General features: G+C 63.0%; 17 protein-coding genes and 2 tRNA genes. 11 read left to right on the top strand and 8 right to left on the bottom strand.

The genetic code is table 11. From position 1 onward, the window contains the following. Positions 1-41 precede the first annotated feature (41 nt). From O3932_RS09310 to rpmH, 8 genes are all read right to left on the bottom strand, one after another. Positions 42-1,319 (bottom strand): ParB/RepB/Spo0J family partition protein, encoded by a 1,278-nt coding sequence (locus O3932_RS09310; protein WP_371537947.1) that lies wholly within the window; start codon positions 1,317-1,319, stop codon positions 42-44. A 174-nt stretch (positions 1,320-1,493) separates the two neighbouring features. After that, entirely contained in the window at positions 1,494-2,372 is an 879-nt protein-coding gene (locus O3932_RS09305; RefSeq protein WP_314568222.1) for an AAA family ATPase, read from the bottom strand. Between the two features lie 279 nt (positions 2,373-2,651). Continuing rightward, positions 2,652-3,335 carry a 16S rRNA (guanine(527)-N(7))-methyltransferase RsmG gene (gene rsmG / locus O3932_RS09300; RefSeq protein WP_291449856.1) on the bottom strand — a complete coding sequence of 228 codons (684 nt, stop codon included), beginning with the start codon at positions 3,333-3,335 and terminating at the stop codon, positions 2,652-2,654. Continuing rightward, positions 3,328-3,831 carry a R3H domain-containing nucleic acid-binding protein gene (locus O3932_RS09295; RefSeq protein ID WP_296502501.1) on the bottom strand — a complete coding sequence of 168 codons (504 nt, stop codon included), beginning with the start codon at positions 3,829-3,831 and terminating at the stop codon, positions 3,328-3,330. Before O3932_RS09295 ends, rsmG begins: the two co-directional genes overlap by 8 nt. 80 nt (positions 3,832-3,911) lie before the next feature. Further along, the gene (gene yidC / locus O3932_RS09290; protein ID WP_371537944.1) at positions 3,912-5,255 is read right to left on the bottom strand and encodes a membrane protein insertase YidC; all 1,344 of its coding nucleotides are present in this window, start codon (positions 5,253-5,255) and stop codon (positions 3,912-3,914) included. A 72-nt stretch (positions 5,256-5,327) separates the two neighbouring features. After that, positions 5,328-5,684 carry a membrane protein insertion efficiency factor YidD gene (gene yidD / locus O3932_RS09285; protein WP_034505160.1) on the bottom strand — a complete coding sequence of 119 codons (357 nt, stop codon included), beginning with the start codon at positions 5,682-5,684 and terminating at the stop codon, positions 5,328-5,330. Beyond that, the gene (gene rnpA / locus O3932_RS09280; RefSeq protein ID WP_009648468.1) at positions 5,660-6,022 is read right to left on the bottom strand and encodes a ribonuclease P protein component; all 363 of its coding nucleotides are present in this window, start codon (positions 6,020-6,022) and stop codon (positions 5,660-5,662) included. The genes yidD and rnpA overlap by 25 nt, the downstream gene beginning before the upstream one ends. A gap of 9 nt (positions 6,023-6,031) precedes the next feature. Further along, on the bottom strand, positions 6,032-6,172 hold the full coding sequence (rpmH, locus tag O3932_RS09275; RefSeq protein ID WP_003791379.1) for a 50S ribosomal protein L34: 141 nt from the start codon (positions 6,170-6,172) through the stop codon (positions 6,032-6,034). 449 nt (positions 6,173-6,621) lie between these two features. Between rpmH and dnaA the strand changes: the two genes are divergently transcribed. The 11 genes from dnaA to O3932_RS09220 all read left to right on the top strand — a co-directional run bounded on the left by dnaA (position 6,622) and on the right by O3932_RS09220 (position 20,592). Continuing rightward, complete coding sequence (gene dnaA, locus O3932_RS09270) at positions 6,622-8,082, top strand: chromosomal replication initiator protein DnaA (RefSeq protein ID WP_314736633.1); 1,461 nt, start codon at positions 6,622-6,624, stop codon at positions 8,080-8,082. 409 nt (positions 8,083-8,491) lie between these two features. Then, the gene (gene dnaN / locus O3932_RS09265) at positions 8,492-9,628 is read left to right on the top strand and encodes a DNA polymerase III subunit beta (RefSeq protein ID WP_009648474.1); all 1,137 of its coding nucleotides are present in this window, start codon (positions 8,492-8,494) and stop codon (positions 9,626-9,628) included. Position 9,629: 1 nt separating this feature from the next. Continuing rightward, the gene (gene recF, locus O3932_RS09260) at positions 9,630-10,826 is read left to right on the top strand and encodes a DNA replication/repair protein RecF (protein WP_371537940.1); all 1,197 of its coding nucleotides are present in this window, start codon (positions 9,630-9,632) and stop codon (positions 10,824-10,826) included. Then, positions 10,819-11,634, top strand: coding sequence for a DciA family protein (locus O3932_RS09255; protein ID WP_314736635.1), 816 nt, complete (start codon positions 10,819-10,821; stop codon positions 11,632-11,634). Before recF ends, O3932_RS09255 begins: the two co-directional genes overlap by 8 nt. Positions 11,635-12,128: 494 nt before the next feature. Further along, on the top strand, positions 12,129-13,031 hold the full coding sequence (locus tag O3932_RS09250; RefSeq protein ID WP_371537937.1) for a DUF5067 domain-containing protein: 903 nt from the start codon (positions 12,129-12,131) through the stop codon (positions 13,029-13,031). A gap of 298 nt (positions 13,032-13,329) precedes the next feature. Beyond that, positions 13,330-15,354: a DNA topoisomerase (ATP-hydrolyzing) subunit B gene (gene gyrB, locus O3932_RS09245; protein WP_009648461.1), complete on the top strand. Its 2,025-nt coding sequence runs from the start codon at positions 13,330-13,332 to the stop codon at positions 15,352-15,354. A 74-nt stretch (positions 15,355-15,428) separates the two neighbouring features. Beyond that, complete coding sequence (gene gyrA / locus O3932_RS09240) at positions 15,429-18,071, top strand: DNA gyrase subunit A (RefSeq protein ID WP_371537935.1); 2,643 nt, start codon at positions 15,429-15,431, stop codon at positions 18,069-18,071. Positions 18,072-18,196: 125 nt separating this feature from the next. Beyond that, on the top strand, positions 18,197-18,589 hold the full coding sequence (locus tag O3932_RS09235) for a DUF3566 domain-containing protein (RefSeq protein ID WP_009648470.1): 393 nt from the start codon (positions 18,197-18,199) through the stop codon (positions 18,587-18,589). A 1,677-nt stretch (positions 18,590-20,266) separates the two neighbouring features. Then, a tRNA-Ile gene (locus tag O3932_RS09230) sits at positions 20,267-20,343 on the top strand. 30 nt (positions 20,344-20,373) lie between these two features. After that, positions 20,374-20,508, top strand: a complete 135-nt coding sequence (locus O3932_RS09225; protein WP_291452499.1) for a DLW-39 family protein — start codon at positions 20,374-20,376, stop codon at positions 20,506-20,508. 11 nt (positions 20,509-20,519) lie between these two features. Continuing rightward, positions 20,520-20,592: transfer RNA gene (locus O3932_RS09220), tRNA-Ala, on the top strand. Positions 20,593-20,647: the final 55 nt, after the last annotated feature.

The raw sequence follows: 20,647 nt of genomic DNA, 5'->3' as shown, positions 1-20,647 counted from the left end.
ACATACTTCGGCTGATCTGCTGAGACGTGTACGAAGGTGACTCAGTGGAGAATAAGGTCTGCGATTCGCTGGAGGTCGTCTGCTCCTGCGAATTCGATGACGATTCGACCCTTCTTTCGACCTTCCGTGATGGAGACGCGCGTGTCGTAAGCGTCGGACAGGGCCGTCACGACGCTCTCTCCCAGTGCAGACAGGGGTTGTTGCTTGCGGGCGCGCGGGCGCGGGGTGGCCTTGGCCTTGCCGACTCGGACGATCTCTTCAGTGGTGCGCACTGAGAGGCCTTCCGCGACGATGCGCTCCGAGAGTCGTTCCATGTCTTCTGCTGTGTCGAGGGACAGCAGGGCGCGGGCGTGGCCCGCGGTGATGACCTGTGCGGCCACCTTCTTCTGGACGGTCGGGGGGAGCTTGAGCAGGCGCAGGGTGTTGGCAATCTGCGGGCGCGAGCGGGCGATCCGCTTGGCGAGCTCTTCCTGAGTCGCACCGAAATCGGCCATGAGCTGCTGGTATGCGCTCGCTTCTTCCAGCGGGTTGAGCTGGGCCCGGTGGAGGTTCTCCAGGAGTGCGTCACGGAGTAGATCCCCGTCGTCGGTCTCTCGGATGATCGCTGGAATCGTGGTCTCGCCGGCGAGCTCGGAGGCACGCAGGCGGCGCTCGCCCATGATCAGTTCGTAACGCGCGTCGGGCTTCTCGGCGAGGTACTCCTGGAGCTTCTCGGAACGACCGGTGGCGGGAATGTTGCGAACGACGACGGGCTGGAGAACGCCGACCTCCTTAATGGAGGCGGACAGTTCCTTCAGGTCATCCTCGTCGAAGACCTCACGAGGCTGCTTCGCATTGGGGACGATCTGATCGATAGCAATTTCGGCGAAGGATGCCCCGGGCACGGGCAGAAGCTCATTCTCCTCAGATGTTTCACGTGAAACATTCGGAACAGGCTGGGCGACGGGTTCGACGGGCACAACACGCGGGGCAGAACCACTCTGGTCGGGAGCTGAGCCATTGGTCCCAGAGCCAAGAGGATTAGACGCGTTCACCGTGCGGCGTGCCGTGCCAATGTCCAGGGTGGGCATTGCGTGGCGCTTTTTCTTCGACGAGGCCGTGGCGCGCTTAGGCTGGAGGAGATCCTTTGCGGATCCTCCCCTACCGCTGGCGGCAGGGCCTTCAGGGAAGAAGACGTCGAGTGGACGTGCAGGAGGGGCGGGCGGTGTCGGTGGCTTCTGCTCACCTGCCTGAGGGATGAGAGCGCCAAGACCGCGGCCGAGGCCGGTGTGTTTGCGAGCGCCCTTGCGGCCCTCAGTCTTCGGTGTTGCATCCGCCATTGCATAACTCCTTCAATTGCGTGCGTTTATTGTTTCACGTGAAACAATGCATTGCGCTCAGGTGATGAGCGGCTTTGATCACTTTATTGAACTTATGGTCACGAATCGTGACGACTACGTTCCAAACTGCGGAAAACCCAGGCTACGAGCCAATGTTTCACGTGAAACACTGTTTTACAGTGCGGCGGCAAGCCGATCGCACAGCTCGAGGGCGGCCTTTCGGTATGCGATAGCACCAACGTTGCGCGGATCGTACGTAATGGCGGTCTGTGCGTAGCTCGGGGCTTCGGAAATGCGAACGCTGCGGGGAATCACCGTCTGGAACGTGTGATGCGGGAAGTGCGCACGCACCTCGGATTCGACCTCCTCGGACAGGCGGGTGCGCTTGTCGGACATGGTGAGGAGCATTCCCGACACGCGCAGACCGGGGTTCATGCTCGCACCGACGCGCTCGACCGTATTCCAGAGCTGGCTCAGGCCCTCGAGGGCGTAGTACTCGGCCTGAATGGGGATCAGAACCTCGTCGGCAGCCACCATGACGTTCAGCGTCACGAGGCCGAGCGAGGGTGGGCAATCAATGAGGATAATGTCGATCTCATGATGCGTCGCCACGTACCGACTGAGCGCAGCCTTCAGGCGACTCTCACGCCCGGGCACGTCAACCAGTTCAATCTCGGCACCCGACAGGTCGATTGTCGCCGGGCACACGAGGATACCCTCGACATCGGGACACGGCTGGACAACATCCTCCAGCTCTGCTCCCCCGATCATCACGTCGTACGTCGATGGTGTGCCCACGGGGTGCGCGACGCCGAGCGCGCTGGAGGCGTTGCCCTGCGCGTCTGCATCGATAACAAGCACCGACAGACCACCCATTGCCAGGCCAGCAGCCAGATTAACGGCCGAGGTCGTCTTACCGACGCCGCCCTTCTGGTTGGCGATTGCAATGATGCGCGTGGACGCGGGCTTGCGATACTCGGCGTTTGCGAGCATACGCAAATCAGCGATGTTGCGTTCGATCTGAGAGGACAGAGGGGTGTTTTCTGCTGTCACGTGACACCTTCCTAGCTACTGCCTCTAGTCTACGGGCCACCGCCGACACTAACAGCATCGAAAGCCCGCGATGCATGAATACACACAGGAATCACGACACATTGCATCACACACCGAAAAAAATTGTTCTGTAGGATCGATTCTCCTGGTCGCGAGGGCCGATCACACAAGCACCGAAACGACACAACGGCACCACAAAAACATGCAGATGAAAGGCTCACTCGCAATAAAGTGATGGCCACCACATTATAATGTGGTGGCCATCACTTTTAGCAAAACCTACTTGATACGGGTGCAGACCACCACGTACGTCGACTCTTCCTCCATGATCGAGGGAACCTCGTGTATCTCTGCACGCAGGTGGTGACGGCGTAGCTCAGCCGAGGCCTCGTCCACCTCAATCGGAGCGCGACGACCCTTGAGCGCTACGAGCGAACCACCCGGCGCGATGAGCTTGGAGGTCATGCGCACGAGCTTGCTCATGTTCGCCACGGCGCGGGCAGTGACCACGTCGGCCTTGCCCTTGCCTCGCAGCTCCTCGGCACGCGCCTGATGCACGGTCACGTTATCCAGGCCCAGGCCCTCGACGACCTCTTCAAGCCACTCGACGCGGCGCGCCATGGGCTCCGCGAGGTGAATGTGCAGGTCAGGACGACACGCGGCGATCACAATGCCAGGCAAACCGGAGCCGGAGCCGACGTCCAGGACCTCGCGCCCCTCCTTGCGGGGCATGAAGTCGAGGACGGCGGCGGAGTTGACGATATGACGCGACCAGATACGTTCCATGTCGCGCGGACCGAGCAGGCCGCGCAGCTCGCCCTCCTCCTCGAGCATGCGCGCGTATTCCGCGACGTCGGAAAAGGCGGGGCCGAAGAAGTCACGGACTGCCTGCGTGGGTTCTTCTGGGACGAAGGGGTCGCCCACCTGGCGACCCCTTCCCGTCCCGTTCGGGTTCTCACTCACCGTCGGATTCCTCGGGCAGGATGACGACGCGGCGATGGGGCTCGACGCCCTCGGATTCGGAGGTCAGGCCCTCCTCGGCGACGACGTCATGGCAGACCTTGCGCTCGAAGGGGTTCATGGCGTCGAGCTTGACGGCCTCACCGGTGGAGCGCACGCGGGCGATGGCCTCGCGCGTGATGTCCTGCAGCTCTTCCTTGCGCTCGGCGCGGAAGCCGGCAATGTCGAGCATGAGGCGAGAGCGCTCGCCGGTCTCGGTCTGGACGGCCAGGCGGGTCAGTTCCTGGAGCGCGTCCAGGACCTCGCCATCCTCGCCGACGAGGCGCTCGAGAGCCTCGGGATCGTCGGCGACGATCTCGACGGATGCGCGGCCGTTCTCGACGTCGATCTCGATGTCACCGTCAAGGTCAGCGATGTCGAGCAGTTCTTCCAGGTAGTCGGCGGCGAGTTCGCCTTCTTCTTCGAGGCGGGTGAGCTTGCCTGCGTTGTCGTCACTCATGACGGGTCCTCCGTGGTGGGGAATGGGGTCTTGCTGGGATCCAGGGTACCCGCTCGGGTTCCGGGACCGTGAATTGTCAATCAGCGCTTCTTGCCGGAGCGGCGGCGGGCCTTGCGGCGCTCAACGCGGCGGCGCTCAATCTCCTCGGCGCTCAGGGAGCCGTTTGTGCTGTCCTTCGTGTCCTGGGCAGGCGTCGACTCGGACGATGCCTGGGCGGCCTCCCGCTCGAGGGTACGGCGTTCGCGGACCTGCTTCTGGAGCTCGGCACGCTGGGCGGAAGCTTCCTGCTTAGCGAGGCGCTTTTCGACGGCGAGGGTCAGGCCGTGCATCCACTGCTCGTCGGGCAGGGTCGTCCACTTCTGGAAGGCGAGGTTGCGGTAGACGGTGATGATTTCGCCGGTAGTCATGGAGGCCGGGAAGTCGGAAGCGACGTGCTGTTTCTTGGCCTTGGAGCGCACCTCGGCGAGCGTGCGCTCGTTGAGTTCGTCGACACGCGAGTCAGTGGACGCGGTGCCCAGGGCGGCACGCTCACGGTCGTAGTTCTGGAAGAAGGGCTTGGCCCATTCCTGGTAGGCGGACTCGCGCGAGGAGAGCAGGTCGGCGTAGGCCGGGGAGCCGGGGGTCGGCATGACCTTGACGGTCCAGAAGGACTGGCCGAGGGCCCAGAAGGAGGCCGTCACCGTGTAGATGACGACGCCCATCTGGAAGAAGACGCCGGAGAAGATGAACATCAGCGGCATCACGTACATCATGGAGCGCTGCGACTGAGCCATCGGGTTGTTGCCCAGGTCGGGCATGTTGCGCTGGAAGGACAGGCGCATCGAGAAGAACTGCAGGGCCACCATGAGGACAATCGCGGTGACGAAGACGCCGACGATGAGCGGATCCCCCGTGGATTCGCGCAGGGTGCGCGACAGCGGAGCACCGAAGACGGTCGAGTTCACGATCTCGGTGGACACGGACTCAGTGAGCGGGCCGAGGTGGTCAGCAGCCTCGCCTCGGTACATGTAGGTGCCAGCGGAGATGGAGGAGACGGCGATGATCGCGCGGTACATGCCGAACAGAACGGGCATCTGGACGAGCATCGGCAGGCAGGAGGCGAAGGGCGAGACCTTGTGCTTGCGCTGGAGGGCTTGGGTCTCTTCCATCATCTTCTGACGGCTGACCTGGTCCTTCTTGCCCTTGTACTTGTCCTGAATCTTGCGCATCTCGGGCTGGATGGCCTGCATGGCGCGCGAGGATCGGATCTGCTTGAGGAACAGCGGGATGATGGCGATGCGCACCAGGATGGTGAGCAGCACGATGGACAGGACCCACGCGATACCGGAGCCGGAGGACATTCCAACGAGCACCAGGAAGTCGTGGATCCACACCCACAGCCACGAGATGGCCCACGCGAAGGGGTGGAGAATTGCGTCGAACATAGTTTTCGCTTTCGCCGTGGCGCCTGAGCGCCGCTGTTTCGTTGTTCCTTACATTCCCGAGGCCGTGGCCGGTTACTCGGTCAAGTCATGTTCCGGGTCCAGTCCCATGGGGGCGGGCCGTTCCCAGTTGTCGTGGCCTGCCCAGTCATCGGGTGGGACCCAGGCCTCTGGCTTCCAGCGCCCACGCGCGGGCACGTGGTCCACTCCCCCATGACTCCACGGGTTGCACCGCAGCAGGCGCCAGGCCCCGAGGATCAGTCCCTTGATGGGGCCGTGAACGCGGATTGCTTGCAGCGCGTAGGCGGAGCAGCTGGGCGCGTAGCGGCACCGGGGGCCAAAGGCCGGGGAAATGTATCGCTGGTAGGCGATGATGGGCGCGGAGGCGAGTGCGACAAGCACTCGCCTCACGACTGTGATCGCGCGTTCCATTTGCGCCACGCTCGCTCCATCACGCGATCAAGATGGGTACCGAGTTCCTTGGAGGGCACGCCGAGGGCCTTGGAGGATGCCCTCACAACGAGCCTGGTCCCCTCGGGCAGGTCGGCGACGCGTTCGCGCATGAGGTGGCGCAGCTGCCGCTTGACACGATTGCGTCCATTGGCGCGCTTGATTTCGCGCTTGGGTACGACGAAACCGACGAGGCGGCTGTTGCGCTCCTCGTCGGCTCGGACGTGGACGACAACCAGTGGATCTCCTGCACGCGCTCCGTGTCGGATCGCGGCGGTGAAATCCGCTGGGTCAACCATGCGGTGCGCGCGCGGCAGCACCGGGGTGTCTCAGGCGGACAGCTTGGCGCGGCCCTTGCGACGGCGGGCAGCCAGAATGGCGCGGCCGGCGCGGGTCGACATGCGCAGACGGAAGCCGTGCGTCTTCGAACGACGACGGTTGTTGGGCTGGAAGGTCCGCTTGGTGGTCACGGCAATTCTCCTCGGCGGGGAGTGGTCTCCCACTCGTTGATCGGTTGGGCTACCGGCCCGATCAGGGCACGATAGCGGGGACACACGCCCGAAATGGGCGCAAACAATTTCCAAGACTAAGCGGATGTGGGCGGTGAGTCAACGGGGCGGAATTACACACCGCGTCACACACAGTTTCCACAGCTGTGGAAATCGCTGTGGAACGAAGTCTTCCACAGCGGTGGATGATGACAGTTATCCACAAGCTGTGTGTCAATTTGCTTTCCGCGCCACTCTGCGCCCCCAAAGTTGTAACTACATACATGTGATTCTGTGATAGTTCTCCACAGCTCCATCCCCAACCTGTGCATAAGCCTGTGTGCGGACTACACTTTGAACATGTCATAAGGTCACGTACATCACCCTTAAGTCGTGACTGAATTCACCGTATATTCTGTTCGGAGATAGTCGTGGAGCCGGATTCCCTCACACGCGCGTGGGCTGTCGCCCTCGACGCAGTTCCCACCGATGAACTGGGTCCCGTTGCGACGTCGATGCTGCGCTCCGCGCGCCCGCTCGGCGATATCGAAGGGACGATCCTCCTGGCCGTCCCTAACGGCTTCACGAAGCAGTGGATCGAAGATAAGGCGCAAAACAAGCTGACGACCGCCCTGTCCGTGAACCTCGGACGCCCCGTACGCATCGCCATCACGGTCGATCCGTCCCTGGAACTCGTGGAAACGAAGGAAGAGGAGGAGGAAGAAGAAGAACCCCCCGCTCCCGCGCCGGTTCCTCCGACCCCCACCCCGGCCTCGTACCACGAGAAGAAAAAGAAGGGACAGCGTTCCCCCGTCGCGGCGGACTCCCGCGCCGACGCAGTTCCCACGCACCTGAACCCAAAGTTCACCTTCGATACCTTCGTTATCGGCCCGTCGAATCGTTTCGCGCACGCCGCCGCGCTGGCCGCCTCGGAGTCGCCAGGCAACGCCTTCAACCCTCTCTTTATCTACGGCGACTCCGGGCTGGGTAAGACGCACCTGCTGCAGGCCATCGGCCACAACGCGCTGTCGATGATGCCGCACCTGAAGGTCCGCTACGTCAACTCCGAAGAGTTCACAAACGAGTTCATCAACGCGATTCGCCTCAATAAGACGGATAACTCGCAGGTCGAGGCGTTCCACCGCCGCTACCGCGAACTCGACATCCTCCTTATCGACGACATCCAGTTCATCGGCAACAAGGAGCAGACGGTCGAAGGCTTCTTCCATACCTTCAACGCGCTACACAGCGCGAACAAGCAGATCGTCCTGACCTCCGACCTGCCTCCCGCGCAGCTCAAGGGTTTCGAAGACCGCATGCGCTCGCGCTTCTCCTCGGGCTTGCTCGTCGACGTTCAGCCGCCGGACCTGGAAACCCGCATCGCGATCCTGCACAAGAAAGCGGACGCGGAGGGCTTCGAGGTGACCCCTGAGGTTTTCGAATACGTGGCCTCGCGCATCTCCTCCAACATCCGTGAGTTGGAGGGCGCGCTCGTGCGCATCGGCGCATGGGCGTCCCTCTACAAGGAGCGCATCGACCTGAATCTGGCGCAGATGATGCTCAAGGATTTCGTGTCCAACCCGGACGACAACGAGATTACGGTCAGCCTCATCATGAGCCAGTGCGCCGTCTACTTCGGCGTGACCATCGAGCAGATGGGGTCCTCCGAGCGCAGCCACACCGTCGTCGAGGCCCGCCAGATCGCCATGTATCTGTGCCGTGAACTCACCGATCTGTCGCTGCCCAAGATCGGTCAGGCCTTCGGTCGCGATCACACGACGGTCATGCACGCGAACAAGAAGATTTCGAAGCTCATGAAGGAGAAACGCGAAACCTTCAACCATGTGTCCGAGCTTACAAATCGCATCAAGCAAAAGGCCAGGGAAGCATAAAACCCGCGCGGGCGCTGACGAAAGTCGGCGCCCGCGCGTCATTCACAGGATATGTGGACAGCGCGTGGATGAACGAGCAAACCCTGTGGAGAAAACGAGGCCCTCTGTGAATGACGAAAACTTGTAATTTCAGCCGTCCACACGTCCACGTGCGCAGTGCACAGATCCATCCACGTCATTACACCGATGTAATTTCAAGATTTTTCAACGAAATAATGAGTTATCCACAGAACTCACAACCCTTATGATGGAAGGAGAGTCGAATGAGAAAATTTTTTTCACAGGTCTCCGCCCAACATCAGCGCTGACGCGTCGTGACCAGCGCGAGTGCCAAGCAAGAATCGCGCCCCACGTGGGCACACTTGTGAGTAAAGTAGTGATCAATCCGTTTTGCGTTTTGGAGGCAGCTATGAAGTTCACCGTCGCCCGCGATGTTCTGGCCGAAGCCGTGTCGTGGACCGCCCGCGCGCTCCCCGTGCGTCCGGCCTCCCCGATTCTGGCCGGCGTGCGCATCAAAGCTGAGGGCGACGAACTGACCCTGTCCTCCTTCGACTACGAGGTCTCCGCGAACTCGCACATCCCCGCCACAGTCGACGAGGCTGGTGAGGTCCTGGTCTCTGGCCGTCTCCTGGCTGACATCTCCAAGTCGCTGCCCTCCAAGCCGGTCTCCGTCGAGCTGGACGGCCAGAAGGTGAACCTGGTCTGCGGCTCCTCGCACTTCACGCTGGCAGTCATGCCGTTGGACGAGTACCCACTGTTGCCCGCCCAGCCCAAGGGCATCGGTGCCATCGACTCATCCACGCTGTCCCAGGCTGTCTCCCAGGTGTCCATCGCAGCGTCCCGAGACGATACGCTGCCCCTGCTGACGGGCGTACGCATCGAAATCAACGGCCCGGCGATTACGCTGCTGGCCACCGACCGCTACCGCCTGGCCATGCGTGAACTCGACTGGGAACCCGCCGACACCTCGATCGAAGAGGTCGCCCTGGTTAAGGCCCGCATTCTCCAGGACGTCGCCAAGTCGATGACCTCGGGTGCCAAGGTTGAGGTTGGCCTATCCAGCGAATCTCAGCCCGGTGCCTCGTCCCTCATCGGATTCACCGCCCAGGGCCGCCGCACCACCTCCACGCTCATGGACGGCGACTACCCCGCTGTGCGCCGCCTTTTCCCCGAATCCACGCCGATCCAGGCCGTCGTCGACCGTCACGCGCTGCTCGAGGCCGTTAAGCGTATGTCGCTGGTCGCCGAGCGCAAGACCTCCGTGCGCCTGGCCTTCACCGACGGCCAGCTGGTTCTCGAAGCCGGCCAGGGCGACAACGCTCAGGCTTCCGAAGCCATCGAGGCAACCCTGCACGGCGACGATATTTCGACCGCGTTCAACCCGCAGTTCCTCATCGACGGCCTTCAGGTCCTGGACACCGACTACGTGCGCTTCGGCTTCACGCACCCGACGAAGCCGGCCGTCATCACCGGCCAGAAGAAGGCCGACGAGGGCGAGATCGCGCAGTTCCGTTACCTGCTGATGCCCATCCGTTTCGGCGTCTGACGTGCGCGTCTCCCACCTGGCCCTCGACGACTTCCGATCCTGGAAGCACGGGGTCGTCAAGCTGCCCGCGGGACCCACAGTCCTCGTGGGCGCGAACGGCCAGGGCAAGACCAACCTTGTCGAGGCGCTCGCCTACCTGTCCACCTTCTCGTCGCACAGGGTCGGCGCGGAGGGCGCGCTCGTGCGAATCCCCATCGACGAGGCCGAGGCCGCCCCGGGTGGAGCCGTCATCCGCGCGCGGGTCGTGGCCTCAGGCCGCGAGCAGGTCATCGAGCTGGAAATCGTGCGCGGCAAGGCGAATCGGGCGCGCATTAACCGTACGCAGGTGAGGCCCCGCGAGATCCTGGGCATCGTGCGCACGGTCGTGTTCGCGCCCGAGGACCTCTCGCTCGTGCGCGGTGACCCGTCGGTGCGACGCTCCTTCCTGGATGATTTGGCGACGCAGCTCTCCCCCATCCACGCCTCCGTGCGCTCCGACTTCGACCGGGTCGCGCGCCAGCGTGCCGCGCTCATGAAGGCCGCCCAGGCCTCGATCCGCCGCGGCCAATCCCCCGACCTATCGACGTTAGAGGTGTGGGATCAGCAGTTCGCCGCCCTGTCCGCGCGCATCACGGCCACGCGAGCGTCCATCGCGGCTTCGCTCACCGAGCCGGCCGCGCGCGCCTATGATGACGTCGCCGATTCGCCGCGCCACCTGTGCCTCGCCTTCGACGCCTCTGTCGACCGCATCATCGGTATGGATCCCGATAACCCGGCCAGCGCCGACCTCACCGACGTGGACGCGCAAACCCAGCGTCTGCTCGCAGCGCTCGCGCTCGTTCGTGAGAAGGAAACCGAGCGCGGCGTCAACCTCGTCGGCGCGCACCGCGACGACCTGACCCTCAGCCTCGGCACCATGCCCGTCAAAGGCTACGCCTCCCACGGCGAATCCTGGTCTGTCGCCCTCGCCCTGCGTCTCGGGTCCTTCGAACTACTCAGCGACGATGGCGACACCCCGATCCTTATCCTCGACGATGTCTTCGCCGAACTCGACTCCTCACGACGGTCGGGCCTGGCAGCCCTGGCCTCGAAGGCCGAACAGATCATCGTCACCTGCGCGGTCGCCGCCGACCTGCCACCCTCCCTCGACCACCACGCCCTCCACGTGCGCCTCGATCCCGAGCGCGGCACCATCATCGACGCCTCCGACCATGTCTGAACACGACGAATTCACCGCCACCTCGCCGATCACCGCCGTCGAGGACCCCGAAAGAGCGGGAGGCCTCGGCCCCGACGAAGACCCCGACGAATTCGTCGTCCGCGCCCTCGAACGCGCCCAGCGCGTCGCCCGCAACCACGGATATATCCGCTCCACCCTGCCCTCCTGGGGTCTCGACGAAACCCGCCCCAGGCGCACCCTCGATGGATCCAGCGAATACGCGGCCATCGAAACCGACGGACTCGGCCGCCTCGCCGCGGACGGCACCGACGGTGTCCAGGCTCGCGCCGCCGCCCGTGCCGCCGCCTACGGACACGTGAACGGAGTGCCCGCCCCGGCCTCGTCCGCCGAGGATGACCCCGAGGGCGACCTCGCCGCGCTGCGCCAAGCCCTGGCGGGAACCGAAGACTCGTGGAGCCGATCCCCCGGCATGGCCGCCATGCGCCCGCGCTACCGGCGGGCCGACTCGCTGGGTGCAATCCTGGCGCGCACGATCAAGATACGCGAATGGGACACCCCCACCAAAATGGGGTCCGTCATGGCGAAATGGCGGGACATCGTGGGTCCCAACAACGCGGATCACACGTTCATTGAGACCTTTGATGGACACAAACTCATCGTGCGTGCCGACTCTACTGCCAGAGCCAAACAGCTCCAGCTCATGCTGCCCAGCGTCGAGCGGCGCATCGCCGAGGAAGTAGGATCCGGCGTCGTCGAACAGCTGATCATCCTGGGCCCCGTCGCCCCCTCCTGGAAGAAAGGCCCCTACGTCGTTCGAGGCCGAGGCCCCCGGGCGGACTACGGATAGGCCTTGTTGCCGGGCGATCAGGTTGTCATAGGCTCGTCGGAGAGATCATCCAATGGTGAAACAACGATGAGCAACCCACACCGACCGACCAGTACTTAGCCGACCTGTCGAAGAACCTCGGGCACGTCGACACGACGAACTCGGACAATGTGAAGAAAGAGCACCAGTGGACGTGGTGCCCCGCTTCGTTTGATGGTTGATAGTCGTCGCAATAGTTGAGAAAGTGTGATGTGCGACATTAATCCGCCCCTTGAGGGGGAATGGTAAACAAGATATTCTAATAAGTTACGTTAGTTCGTTCACATTCTGGGACTCGCACCCCCGCGACGAGCGGGTTTCGGGGTCGAGCGAAACGACGGAACTTGCGCGGAATTGCAGGTAAAACCTTGACTAACTGGCGGCGGTGTATAAAAACCACTCCCCATTTCGGTCAGATTTTGCTACGCTTCCAAATGTCATCCCGCACATTGGTGCGCTTTCTATGAGGAGTCACTATGAGTAACCCGTACGCTCCCGGGGGCCAGGATCCCTGGAACCAGGGAAATGACCAGGGTGGTTACCCTGGTTCGCAGCAGCCATACGGCCAGCCTGACCCTAACGCCTATGCGCAGGGCGGCTACGTGGATCAGACCCAGCAGATGCCCGCTGGTTACATGGACCAGTACGGTGCACAGGCGCAGTACGGCGCACAGGCGCAGTACGGGGCGGGAATGCCGGGTATGCCGGGTATGCAGCCTGAGCAACCCAAGTCGAAGCTTCCGCTGATCATCGGCGGCATCGCGGGCGTTCTCGTGCTCATCCTCATCGGCGTCGGCGCATACTTCTTCCTCAGCGGCGACGAAGAAGAGGATCCGGATTCGGACTCCACCTCCACCAGTGCGACGGCCGACCCGACGACTAGCGCGCCGAACCCGACGACTCAGGCTCCGAACCCGACGACTAGCGCGCCGAAGCCGACGACGTCTGCTACCAGCTCTGCCCCGACCGCTGCGCCGAACCCCGGCGGCTACCACGCGAACGGCCAGTACTCGGTCGACTACTCCTCCGGTCTCCACATTGAGATCACGAAGATCGAGAAGGGTCCCGCCGACAAGGAAGGTTCTGACACGCTCGTCGTCACCTACTCGATGACGAACAACTCCACCGAGGAGCAGTCCGCGCTGCTCAACACCCCCTCGCTGAAGCAGAAGGGCATCGACATGAACCCTGCTTACTACGCTAAGGGCAAGGAGCCCGCTGGCTACGACAACTTCGCCATCGTGCGCGTCCCCGTCGGCCAGACAAAGACCTTCCAGAAGGCCTACAAGATGCCGTACCCGAATGATCCCGTCACCTTCAAGACGCTCGACTGGGACGACTTTGATGCCAACATCCCCGACTGGACTTGGCAGCCGTGACCTTCGCTCGTCAATAGGCTGAGGTGAGCCATTCGGCACCCACCACGGCGTGCTGATCTTTACCCATACCGACATTGCGCATGTGCGCGAACGGGCCGCCCTCCCATCCGGGAGGGCGGCCCCGTATTGTCGCATCGCAGTAGCGCTCGCAATGCGACTGATCACAGTGTCGTTTTCGTTGCAATCTCGCAGTTTGTAAAGTAACCTTCCGGGTCTGTCAGTCCCTGGTGCAAGCCCCATTTTTGGTAGAATCTACAAGGTTAAACATCTATTTTTCGCGCAATGCGAGGGGAGCCACGTGGCTGACAACGAGAAGACCGCCGAAGGCGAGCAGTCCTACGGCGCATCGGACATCACCGTCCTCGAAGGCCTGGAAGCCGTCCGCAAGCGTCCGGGCATGTACATCGGCTCGACCGGCGAACGCGGCCTGCACCACCTCGTCTACGAGGTCGTCGACAACTCCGTCGACGAGGCCCTGGCCGGCTACGCGGACCACATTGAGGTCACCATCCAGGCAGACGGCGGCATCAAAGTCGTCGATAACGGTCGAGGCATCCCCGTCGACGAGCACCCCACCGAGCACAAGCCCACCGTCGAGGTCGTCATGACGATCCTCCACGCCGGCGGCAAGTTCGGCGGCGGCGGGTACGCCGTCTCTGGTGGCCTGCACGGCGTCGGCATCTCCGTCGTCAACGCCCTGTCCACCCGCGTGAACACCGAAATCCGCCGCCAGGGCTACGTGTGGCGCATGTCGTTCGCAAACGGCGGCACCCCCATCACCCCCCTCGAACGCGGCGAAGCAACCGACGAAACCGGCACCACGCAGGTCTTCTACCCGGACCCCGAGATCTTCGAAACCGTCGAATTTGACTTCGAGACCCTGCGCCAGCGCTTCCAGCAGATGGCCTTCCTCAACAAGGGCCTGCGCATCACCCTGACCGACGAGCGTGAGTTCGCCACCGACGAAGGCGACGAGATCGCAGGCGGTGAGGAGGCCTCGGACAAGAAGACCAAGGGCCACCGCACCGTCACCTACTGCTACGAGCACGGCCTGCGCGACTACGTCGAGTACCTCGATTCCGCCAAGAAGTCCGACACGATCAACAACGAGATCATCGACTTCGAAGCCGACAACGACGAAGGCACCATGAGCGTGGAAATCGCCATGCAGTGGACCACCGCCTACTCCTCCTCCGTCCACACCTTTGCCAACACCATCAACACGACCGAAGGCGGCATGCACGAGGAGGGCTTCCGCACCGCGCTGACCTCCCTCGTCAACCGCTACGGCCGTGACAAGGGCATCATCCGCGACAAGGACGATAACCTCACCGGTGACGACGTCCGCGAAGGCCTGACTGCCGTCATCTCGATCAAGCTCACCGAACCTCAGTTCGAAGGCCAGACAAAGACCAAGCTCGGCAACACCGAAGCCCGCACCTTCGTCGCCCAACAGGTATATTCCAAGCTCACCGACTGGTTCGACGCCCACCCCGCCGACGCCAAGGCCATCATCGCCAAGGGTCAGGCCGCCCAGGCCGCCCGCGTCGCCGCTCGCAAGGCGCGTGAGGCCACGCGCCGCAAGGGTGTCCTCGAATCCGCCTCCATGCCCGGCAAGCTGCGCGACTGTTCCTCGCGCACGCCCTCCGAATGTGAAATCTTCATCGTCGAGGGTGACTCCGCAGGCGGCTCCGCCGTCGGCGGCCGCGACCCCGAGCGCCAGGCCATCCTGCCGATCCGCGGCAAGATCCTCAACGTCGAAAAGGCCCGCCTGGACCGAGCTCTGTCCTCGGACACGATCCGCTCCCTCATCACTGCCTTCGGGACCGGCATTGGCGAAGACTTCGACATCTCCAAGCTCCGCTACGGCAAGATCGTCATCATGGCGGACGCCGACGTCGACGGCCAGCACATTGCCACGCTGCTGCTGACCCTCCTCTTCCGCTACATGCGTCCCCTCATCGAGGGTGGCCACACCTTCATTGCGATGCCCCCGCTGTACCGCATCAAGTGGACCAACGCCGAGCATGAATTCGCCTACTCCGACAAGGAGCGAGACGAATTGCTCGCAGCCGGTGCCGCCGCGAACCGACGCCTGCCCAAGGAAGGTGGCATCCAGCGCTACAAGGGCCTCGGCGAAATGAACGACCACGAACTGTGGGAGACCACCATGGATCCGGAACACCGAATCCTCAAGCAGGTCACCCTCGACGAGGCCGCAGACGCCGACGAAACCTTCACGATCCTCATGGGCGACGACGTCGACCGACGCCGCACGTTCATCCAGCGCAACGCCACCGACGTGCGCTTCCTCGACATCTGACAACACCGCGACCAGCCCAGCCCCGGCCTCGTACCGGGCGGGTCTGATCGAGCAGAAACAACGTAAGGAAAAACGTGAGCGACGAGCAGACTACTGACGCGCGGCACATCTCGGACACCGAGCGCATTCGCCAGGTCGACCTGCAAAAGGAGATGCAGCGCTCCTACCTCGACTACGCGATGAGCGTCATCGTCGGACGCGCTCTGCCCGACGTACGCGACGGCCTCAAGCCTGTCCACCGTCGCGTCCTGTACGCCATGTACGACGGCGGATACCGCCCCACCTCCTCGTTCTCCAAGTCCTCCCGCGTCGTCGGCGAGGTCATGGGTAACTACCACCCCCACGGTGACGCTGCGATCTACGACGCCCTCGCGCGCCTCGTGCAGCCCTGGTCGCTGCGCTACCCCCTCGTCGCCGGCCAGGGCAACTTCGGTACCCCCGGCAACCTGGGCCCTGCGGCCCCCCGTTACACCGAGTGCAAGATGGCACCCCTGGCCATGGAAATGGTCCGCGACATCGACGAAGAATGCGTCGATTTCCAGGACAACTACGACGGCCGCAACCAGGAACCCACCATCCTGCCCGCCCGTTTCCCCAACCTGCTGGCCAACGGATCCGAAGGCATCGCCGTCGGCATGGCCACGCGCATCCCGCCGCACAACTTGCGCGAACTCGCGCGCGGCGTCCAGTGGGCGCTCGACAACCCCGAGGCCTCGCGCGAAGAACTCCTCGAAGCACTCCTCAAGCTGATCCCCGGACCCGACTTCCCCACCGGCGCCACCATCCTCGGCCACAAGGGCATCGAAGACGCCTACCGCACTGGTCGGGGTTCTATCACGCAGCGCGCCGTCGTGAACGTTGAGGAAATCCAGGGCCGCCAGTGCCTCGTCGTCACCGAGCTGCCCTACCAGGTCAACCCCGACAACCTGGCCGATAAGATCGCCCAGCTCGTGCGCGACGGAGCAATCGGCGGCATCGCCGACATCCGCGACGAAACCTCCGGTCGTACTGGTCAGCGCCTCGTCATCGTCCTCAAGCGCGACGCCGTCGCCAAGGTCGTCCTCAACAACCTCTACAAGCGCACCAGCCTGCAGGAGAACTTCTCCGCCAACATGCTCGCGCTCGTCGACGGCGTACCCCGCACCCTGTCCATCGACGGCTTCATCCGCCACTGGATCACCCACCAGATGGACGTCATCGTGCGCCGCACGCGCTTCCGCCTGCGCAAGGCCCTCGAACGCCTGCACATCCTCGAAGGCTACCTGAAGGCCCTCGACGCCCTCGACGAGGTCATCGCCCTCATCCGCCGCTCCCCCACCGTCGACGAGGCCCGCGCCGGCCTGATCGAACTGCTCGACGTGGACGCCATCCAGGCCGACGCGATCCTGGCCCTCCAGCTGCGCCGCCTCGCCGCCCTCGAGCGTCAGAAGATCATGGACGAGTACGCCGAACTCAAGGCCCGCGTCGACGACCTCAACGACATCCTCGCCAAGCCCGAGCGCCAGCGCGCCATCATCTCCACCGAACTGTCCGACATCGTCGACAAGTTCGGCGACGAGCGCCGCACCCGCATCCTTCCCTTCGACGGGGAAATGTCGATGGAAGACCTCATCCCCGAAGAGGACGTCGTCGTCACCATCACCCGCGACGGCTTCGCCAAGCGCACCCGCACAGACAACTACCGCTCGCAGAAGCGCGGCGGCAAAGGCGTGCGCGGCACCCAGCTGCGCGGCGACGACGTGGTCGAACACTTCTTCGTCACGACCACGCACAACTGGCTGCTCTTCTTCACCAACCTCGGCCGCGTCTACCGCGCCAAGGCCTACGAGATCCCTGAAGGCGGCCGCGACGCCAAGGGCCAGCACGTCGCCAACCTGCTGGCCTTCCAGCCCGACGAGCACATCGCACAGGTCCTCGCGATCCGCACCTACGAGGACGCCGACTACCTGGTCCTGGCCACTAAGCGCGGCCTGGTGAAGAAGACCCCGTTGAGCCTGTACAACTCGCCCCGCTCCGGCGGCATCATCGCCATCAACCTGCGCGAGGACGAAGACGGCAAGCCCGACGAGCTGGTTTCCGCGCAGACCATCATGGCCGACGAGGACCTCATCCTCGTCTCCCGCGACGGCCAGGCCGTGCGCTTCACCGCCACCGACGAGCAGCTGCGCTCCATGGGCCGCTCCACCTCGGGCGTGCGCGGCATGAAGTTCCGCGGCGACGACGAGCTCCTCAGCATGGAGGTTCCGCGCGAGGACACCGACCTGCTGATCGTCACCGAATCCGGCTACGCCAAGCGCACCCCCGTCGACGAATACCCGACCAAGTCGCGTGGCACCCTCGGCGTGCGCGTCGGCAAGCTCGTCGACGAACGCGGCGGCCTCGTCGGTGCCCTCGTCGTGCGCCCCGACGAAGACGTCATGGTCATCACCGAATCCGGCAAACTCGTCCAAGTCAACGCCTCCGACGTTCGACCCACCACCCGCAACACTATGGGCGTCATCTTTGCCCGACCGGACGAAGGCGACCGCATCATCGCGATCACCCGTAACCCCGACTCCGGCGACGATTCCAGTGACGACTCTGGTGATGAAGTCGTGGTCGACTCCGCGCAGACTACCTCCGCCGAGGATCTCCCCCAGGAGAGCACCCTCGCCGAGACGGATGCGCCCACTGAAGGCGGCGACACAGCCGACGACACCGACAAGTACGACAAGTAAATGACGATCACGGGACGAGGCCTGCCCTCGTCCCGTGATCAACATTCCAAAGCGGCGCGGACCCTGCGCCGGGGCCCGGCGATACGGTAGCCTGGCTATAGGAAGTGCGACCTGGAAGGAATCACATGAGTGACCACGTCACGAGCGCCCGCACAGACGCTCCCCGCCGAGTTGACCTGGCGATCGCGCGCATCGACGCGTGGACCGTCATGAAGGTATCTTTCCTTCTGTCAGTCGCCCTGGGCATCGCGCTCGTCATCGCCACCATCGTCCTGTGGCTCATGGTCGATGCCATGCACGTCTTCAGCCAGATCGAAGAATTCCTCCAGACCGTCGGTGCCGGTCGCTTCGTCGACCTCCTCGACTACGCGCGCCTGCCCCGCGTCATCTCTTACGCGACCATCGTCGCCGTCATCAACGTCATCCTGCTCACCGCCCTGTCGACGCTGGGTGCCATGCTCTACAACGTCGTCGCGTCCCTGGTGGGCGGCATTAAGGTGTCTCTCATGGACGAGTGAGAACATCACGCGCAAGGGGTCGGCTCACGTCGGCCCCTTTTGCTATGCCCGTGTGCGTGCGCGCGTGTGCGCGCGTGTGTTGGTGCCCGGGGGGCGGCGACCATCTGGGTTCTGGGTGCCTTCGAGTGCTTCTATGCTCTTCATTCGGCCTGCACGTGGATAGGAAGTGGCTACATGGATAGGTTATGTGTATGTGGATAGGATATTAAGCTATCCGTGAGGCAGTAACCTATCCGCCTGCTCGTTTCCTATCCGCGTGGATGACGGGTCAGACCGTACTGGGTCCGTTCTTGGGGCGATCCGTCCTCAACGCGGTCCTTAGTGCTGCGTTGGCGTGGTTCCCCAACAATGTTGCACGTAATTCCCCTGTGGTTCTTGTCGAGTTGTGACATGAGAGCGTTGGAATTGCAGCGTTTATCTGGGATGGGTGAAAGTTTGGGTGATAGGACACTACGTGTTGCTGAAAGGGTGACTTTTTGGCTTGTTGGTGCGAAAAAGTCGGTGTTTTAGTTGGTTGAGGCCACCTTGAGGGATGGACAAATCGTGTTGCTAGCAGGGTGACTTTTTGGCTTTGTTGCGTGGGAAAGTTGCTGTTGTAGGTGGTGGTGTTTGCCTCGTTCCTGTGAATGCTGCATCGCGGGCCTGTGTGTGGCTGCCCCATGATCCGTCATGGATTGGCTGTGTGCGACAGCGACCTGGGTTCCAACGTGTCCCGCATGTGAACCCGCTGTTTCGCATGTGGGCCGTCTGTTCTGTACGTGGGCGGGGTTGCCCAGGCTCGGAATAGCAGGCCCACGTGCGGATGAGAAGGGCATACCAAGGCATGCAAGGTATGAACCCAGCAACACGACATGTCCTATAAGCCCACCGCGGCGGGCGTGGACGCGGATGCGGATAGGTTACCGCCACGCGGATAGGTTATGACGATGTGGATAGGTTAATAAGCTATCCGGATACTCATAACCTATCCGTGAAGTAACAACCTATCCGCGCGCGCAGGCAAGGGCGCAACGACGCCGCCGATGTGAAGGGTACCGAATCGCGTGCGACTTTTCAGGGGGCGCGACTGAGACGCCACGGTAGAGGTGGGCTTAACGTTGTGGAAGAGCTGGAATCGCCGCCGTGGAGCGTGGGCAGTGCAGCTGGACTCACCTACTGGAGCGGTGTCAGGGCCGCTGAGCCGCTACTAGGTGGGTTAACGTGCGCATCGGGGGCAATGGTGCAAGCCGATCCGAGGCAGCTGAAAGACACTCGCAGAGGCCTCTCAGCGGTCTTGGACGATCCGGATCGGCCGAACCCTCAGCAGGAGGCCGACGAAGCCCCCGAGCGCAGAAGTGCACGGTTACGTTTGGTGACCATCGCGTGATCGTAGAGGGCGAGGATGGACGAGGCCTGGGCGACCTCGCGCAGGAGGCATCCCCGGGCGGAGCGGGGCCGGCCAGAGCGCGGAAGTCCGCGTACGACAGTGTGGCGAGGGTGAGGGCATCGGCTGGCGTAAGGTCTGCGCGCAGCGGCGTCGTTGCCCTGCGAACGTAGTCGATAATCGTGGTCACGAGGGTTCTCTTTTCTGCTCCGCGCCCCTGCGCGGCGGCTGCGTGGTGGACGTCACCAACTCTCGATTTTGCTGAAGGGCTCGATGCTGTGTACTATATCCGAGTGCCCGCAAGGGTGCCGGTTGGGCCTATAGCTCAGTAGGTTAGAGCGCAGTCCTGATAAGACTGAGGTCGGTGGTTCGAGCCCACCTAGGCCCACCATCCGCAGGCGAATTTGAGCGGAGGATCATCATGAAGAAGCTGGTCACGTGTTGTGTGGCTGTCGGATCCGTCGTTGCCGTTGGTATCGTCGTTCGACAAGTTCTCCTTGATCTTTCTGACAATGCCGATCTGTGGATGTCCGTGACGGACGTCGTGGAGGACTGAGCTTCTCCAACGGGGCTATGGCGCAATTGGTAGCGCACCTGCTTTGCAAGCAGGGGGTTACGGGTTCGAGTCCCGTTAGCTCCACTTTTCACCCGCAACCTGATGGTTGCGGGTTTTCTCGTATGTGAGCTTCCGCAAT

This window comes from Pauljensenia sp. 20925_1_25 (assembly GCF_041433955.1).
Taxonomy (GTDB): Bacteria; Actinomycetota; Actinomycetes; order Actinomycetales; family Actinomycetaceae; genus Pauljensenia.
The sequence above is the reverse complement of the archived record's forward strand: the minus strand, read 5'-3'. Positions and strand labels throughout refer to the sequence as shown.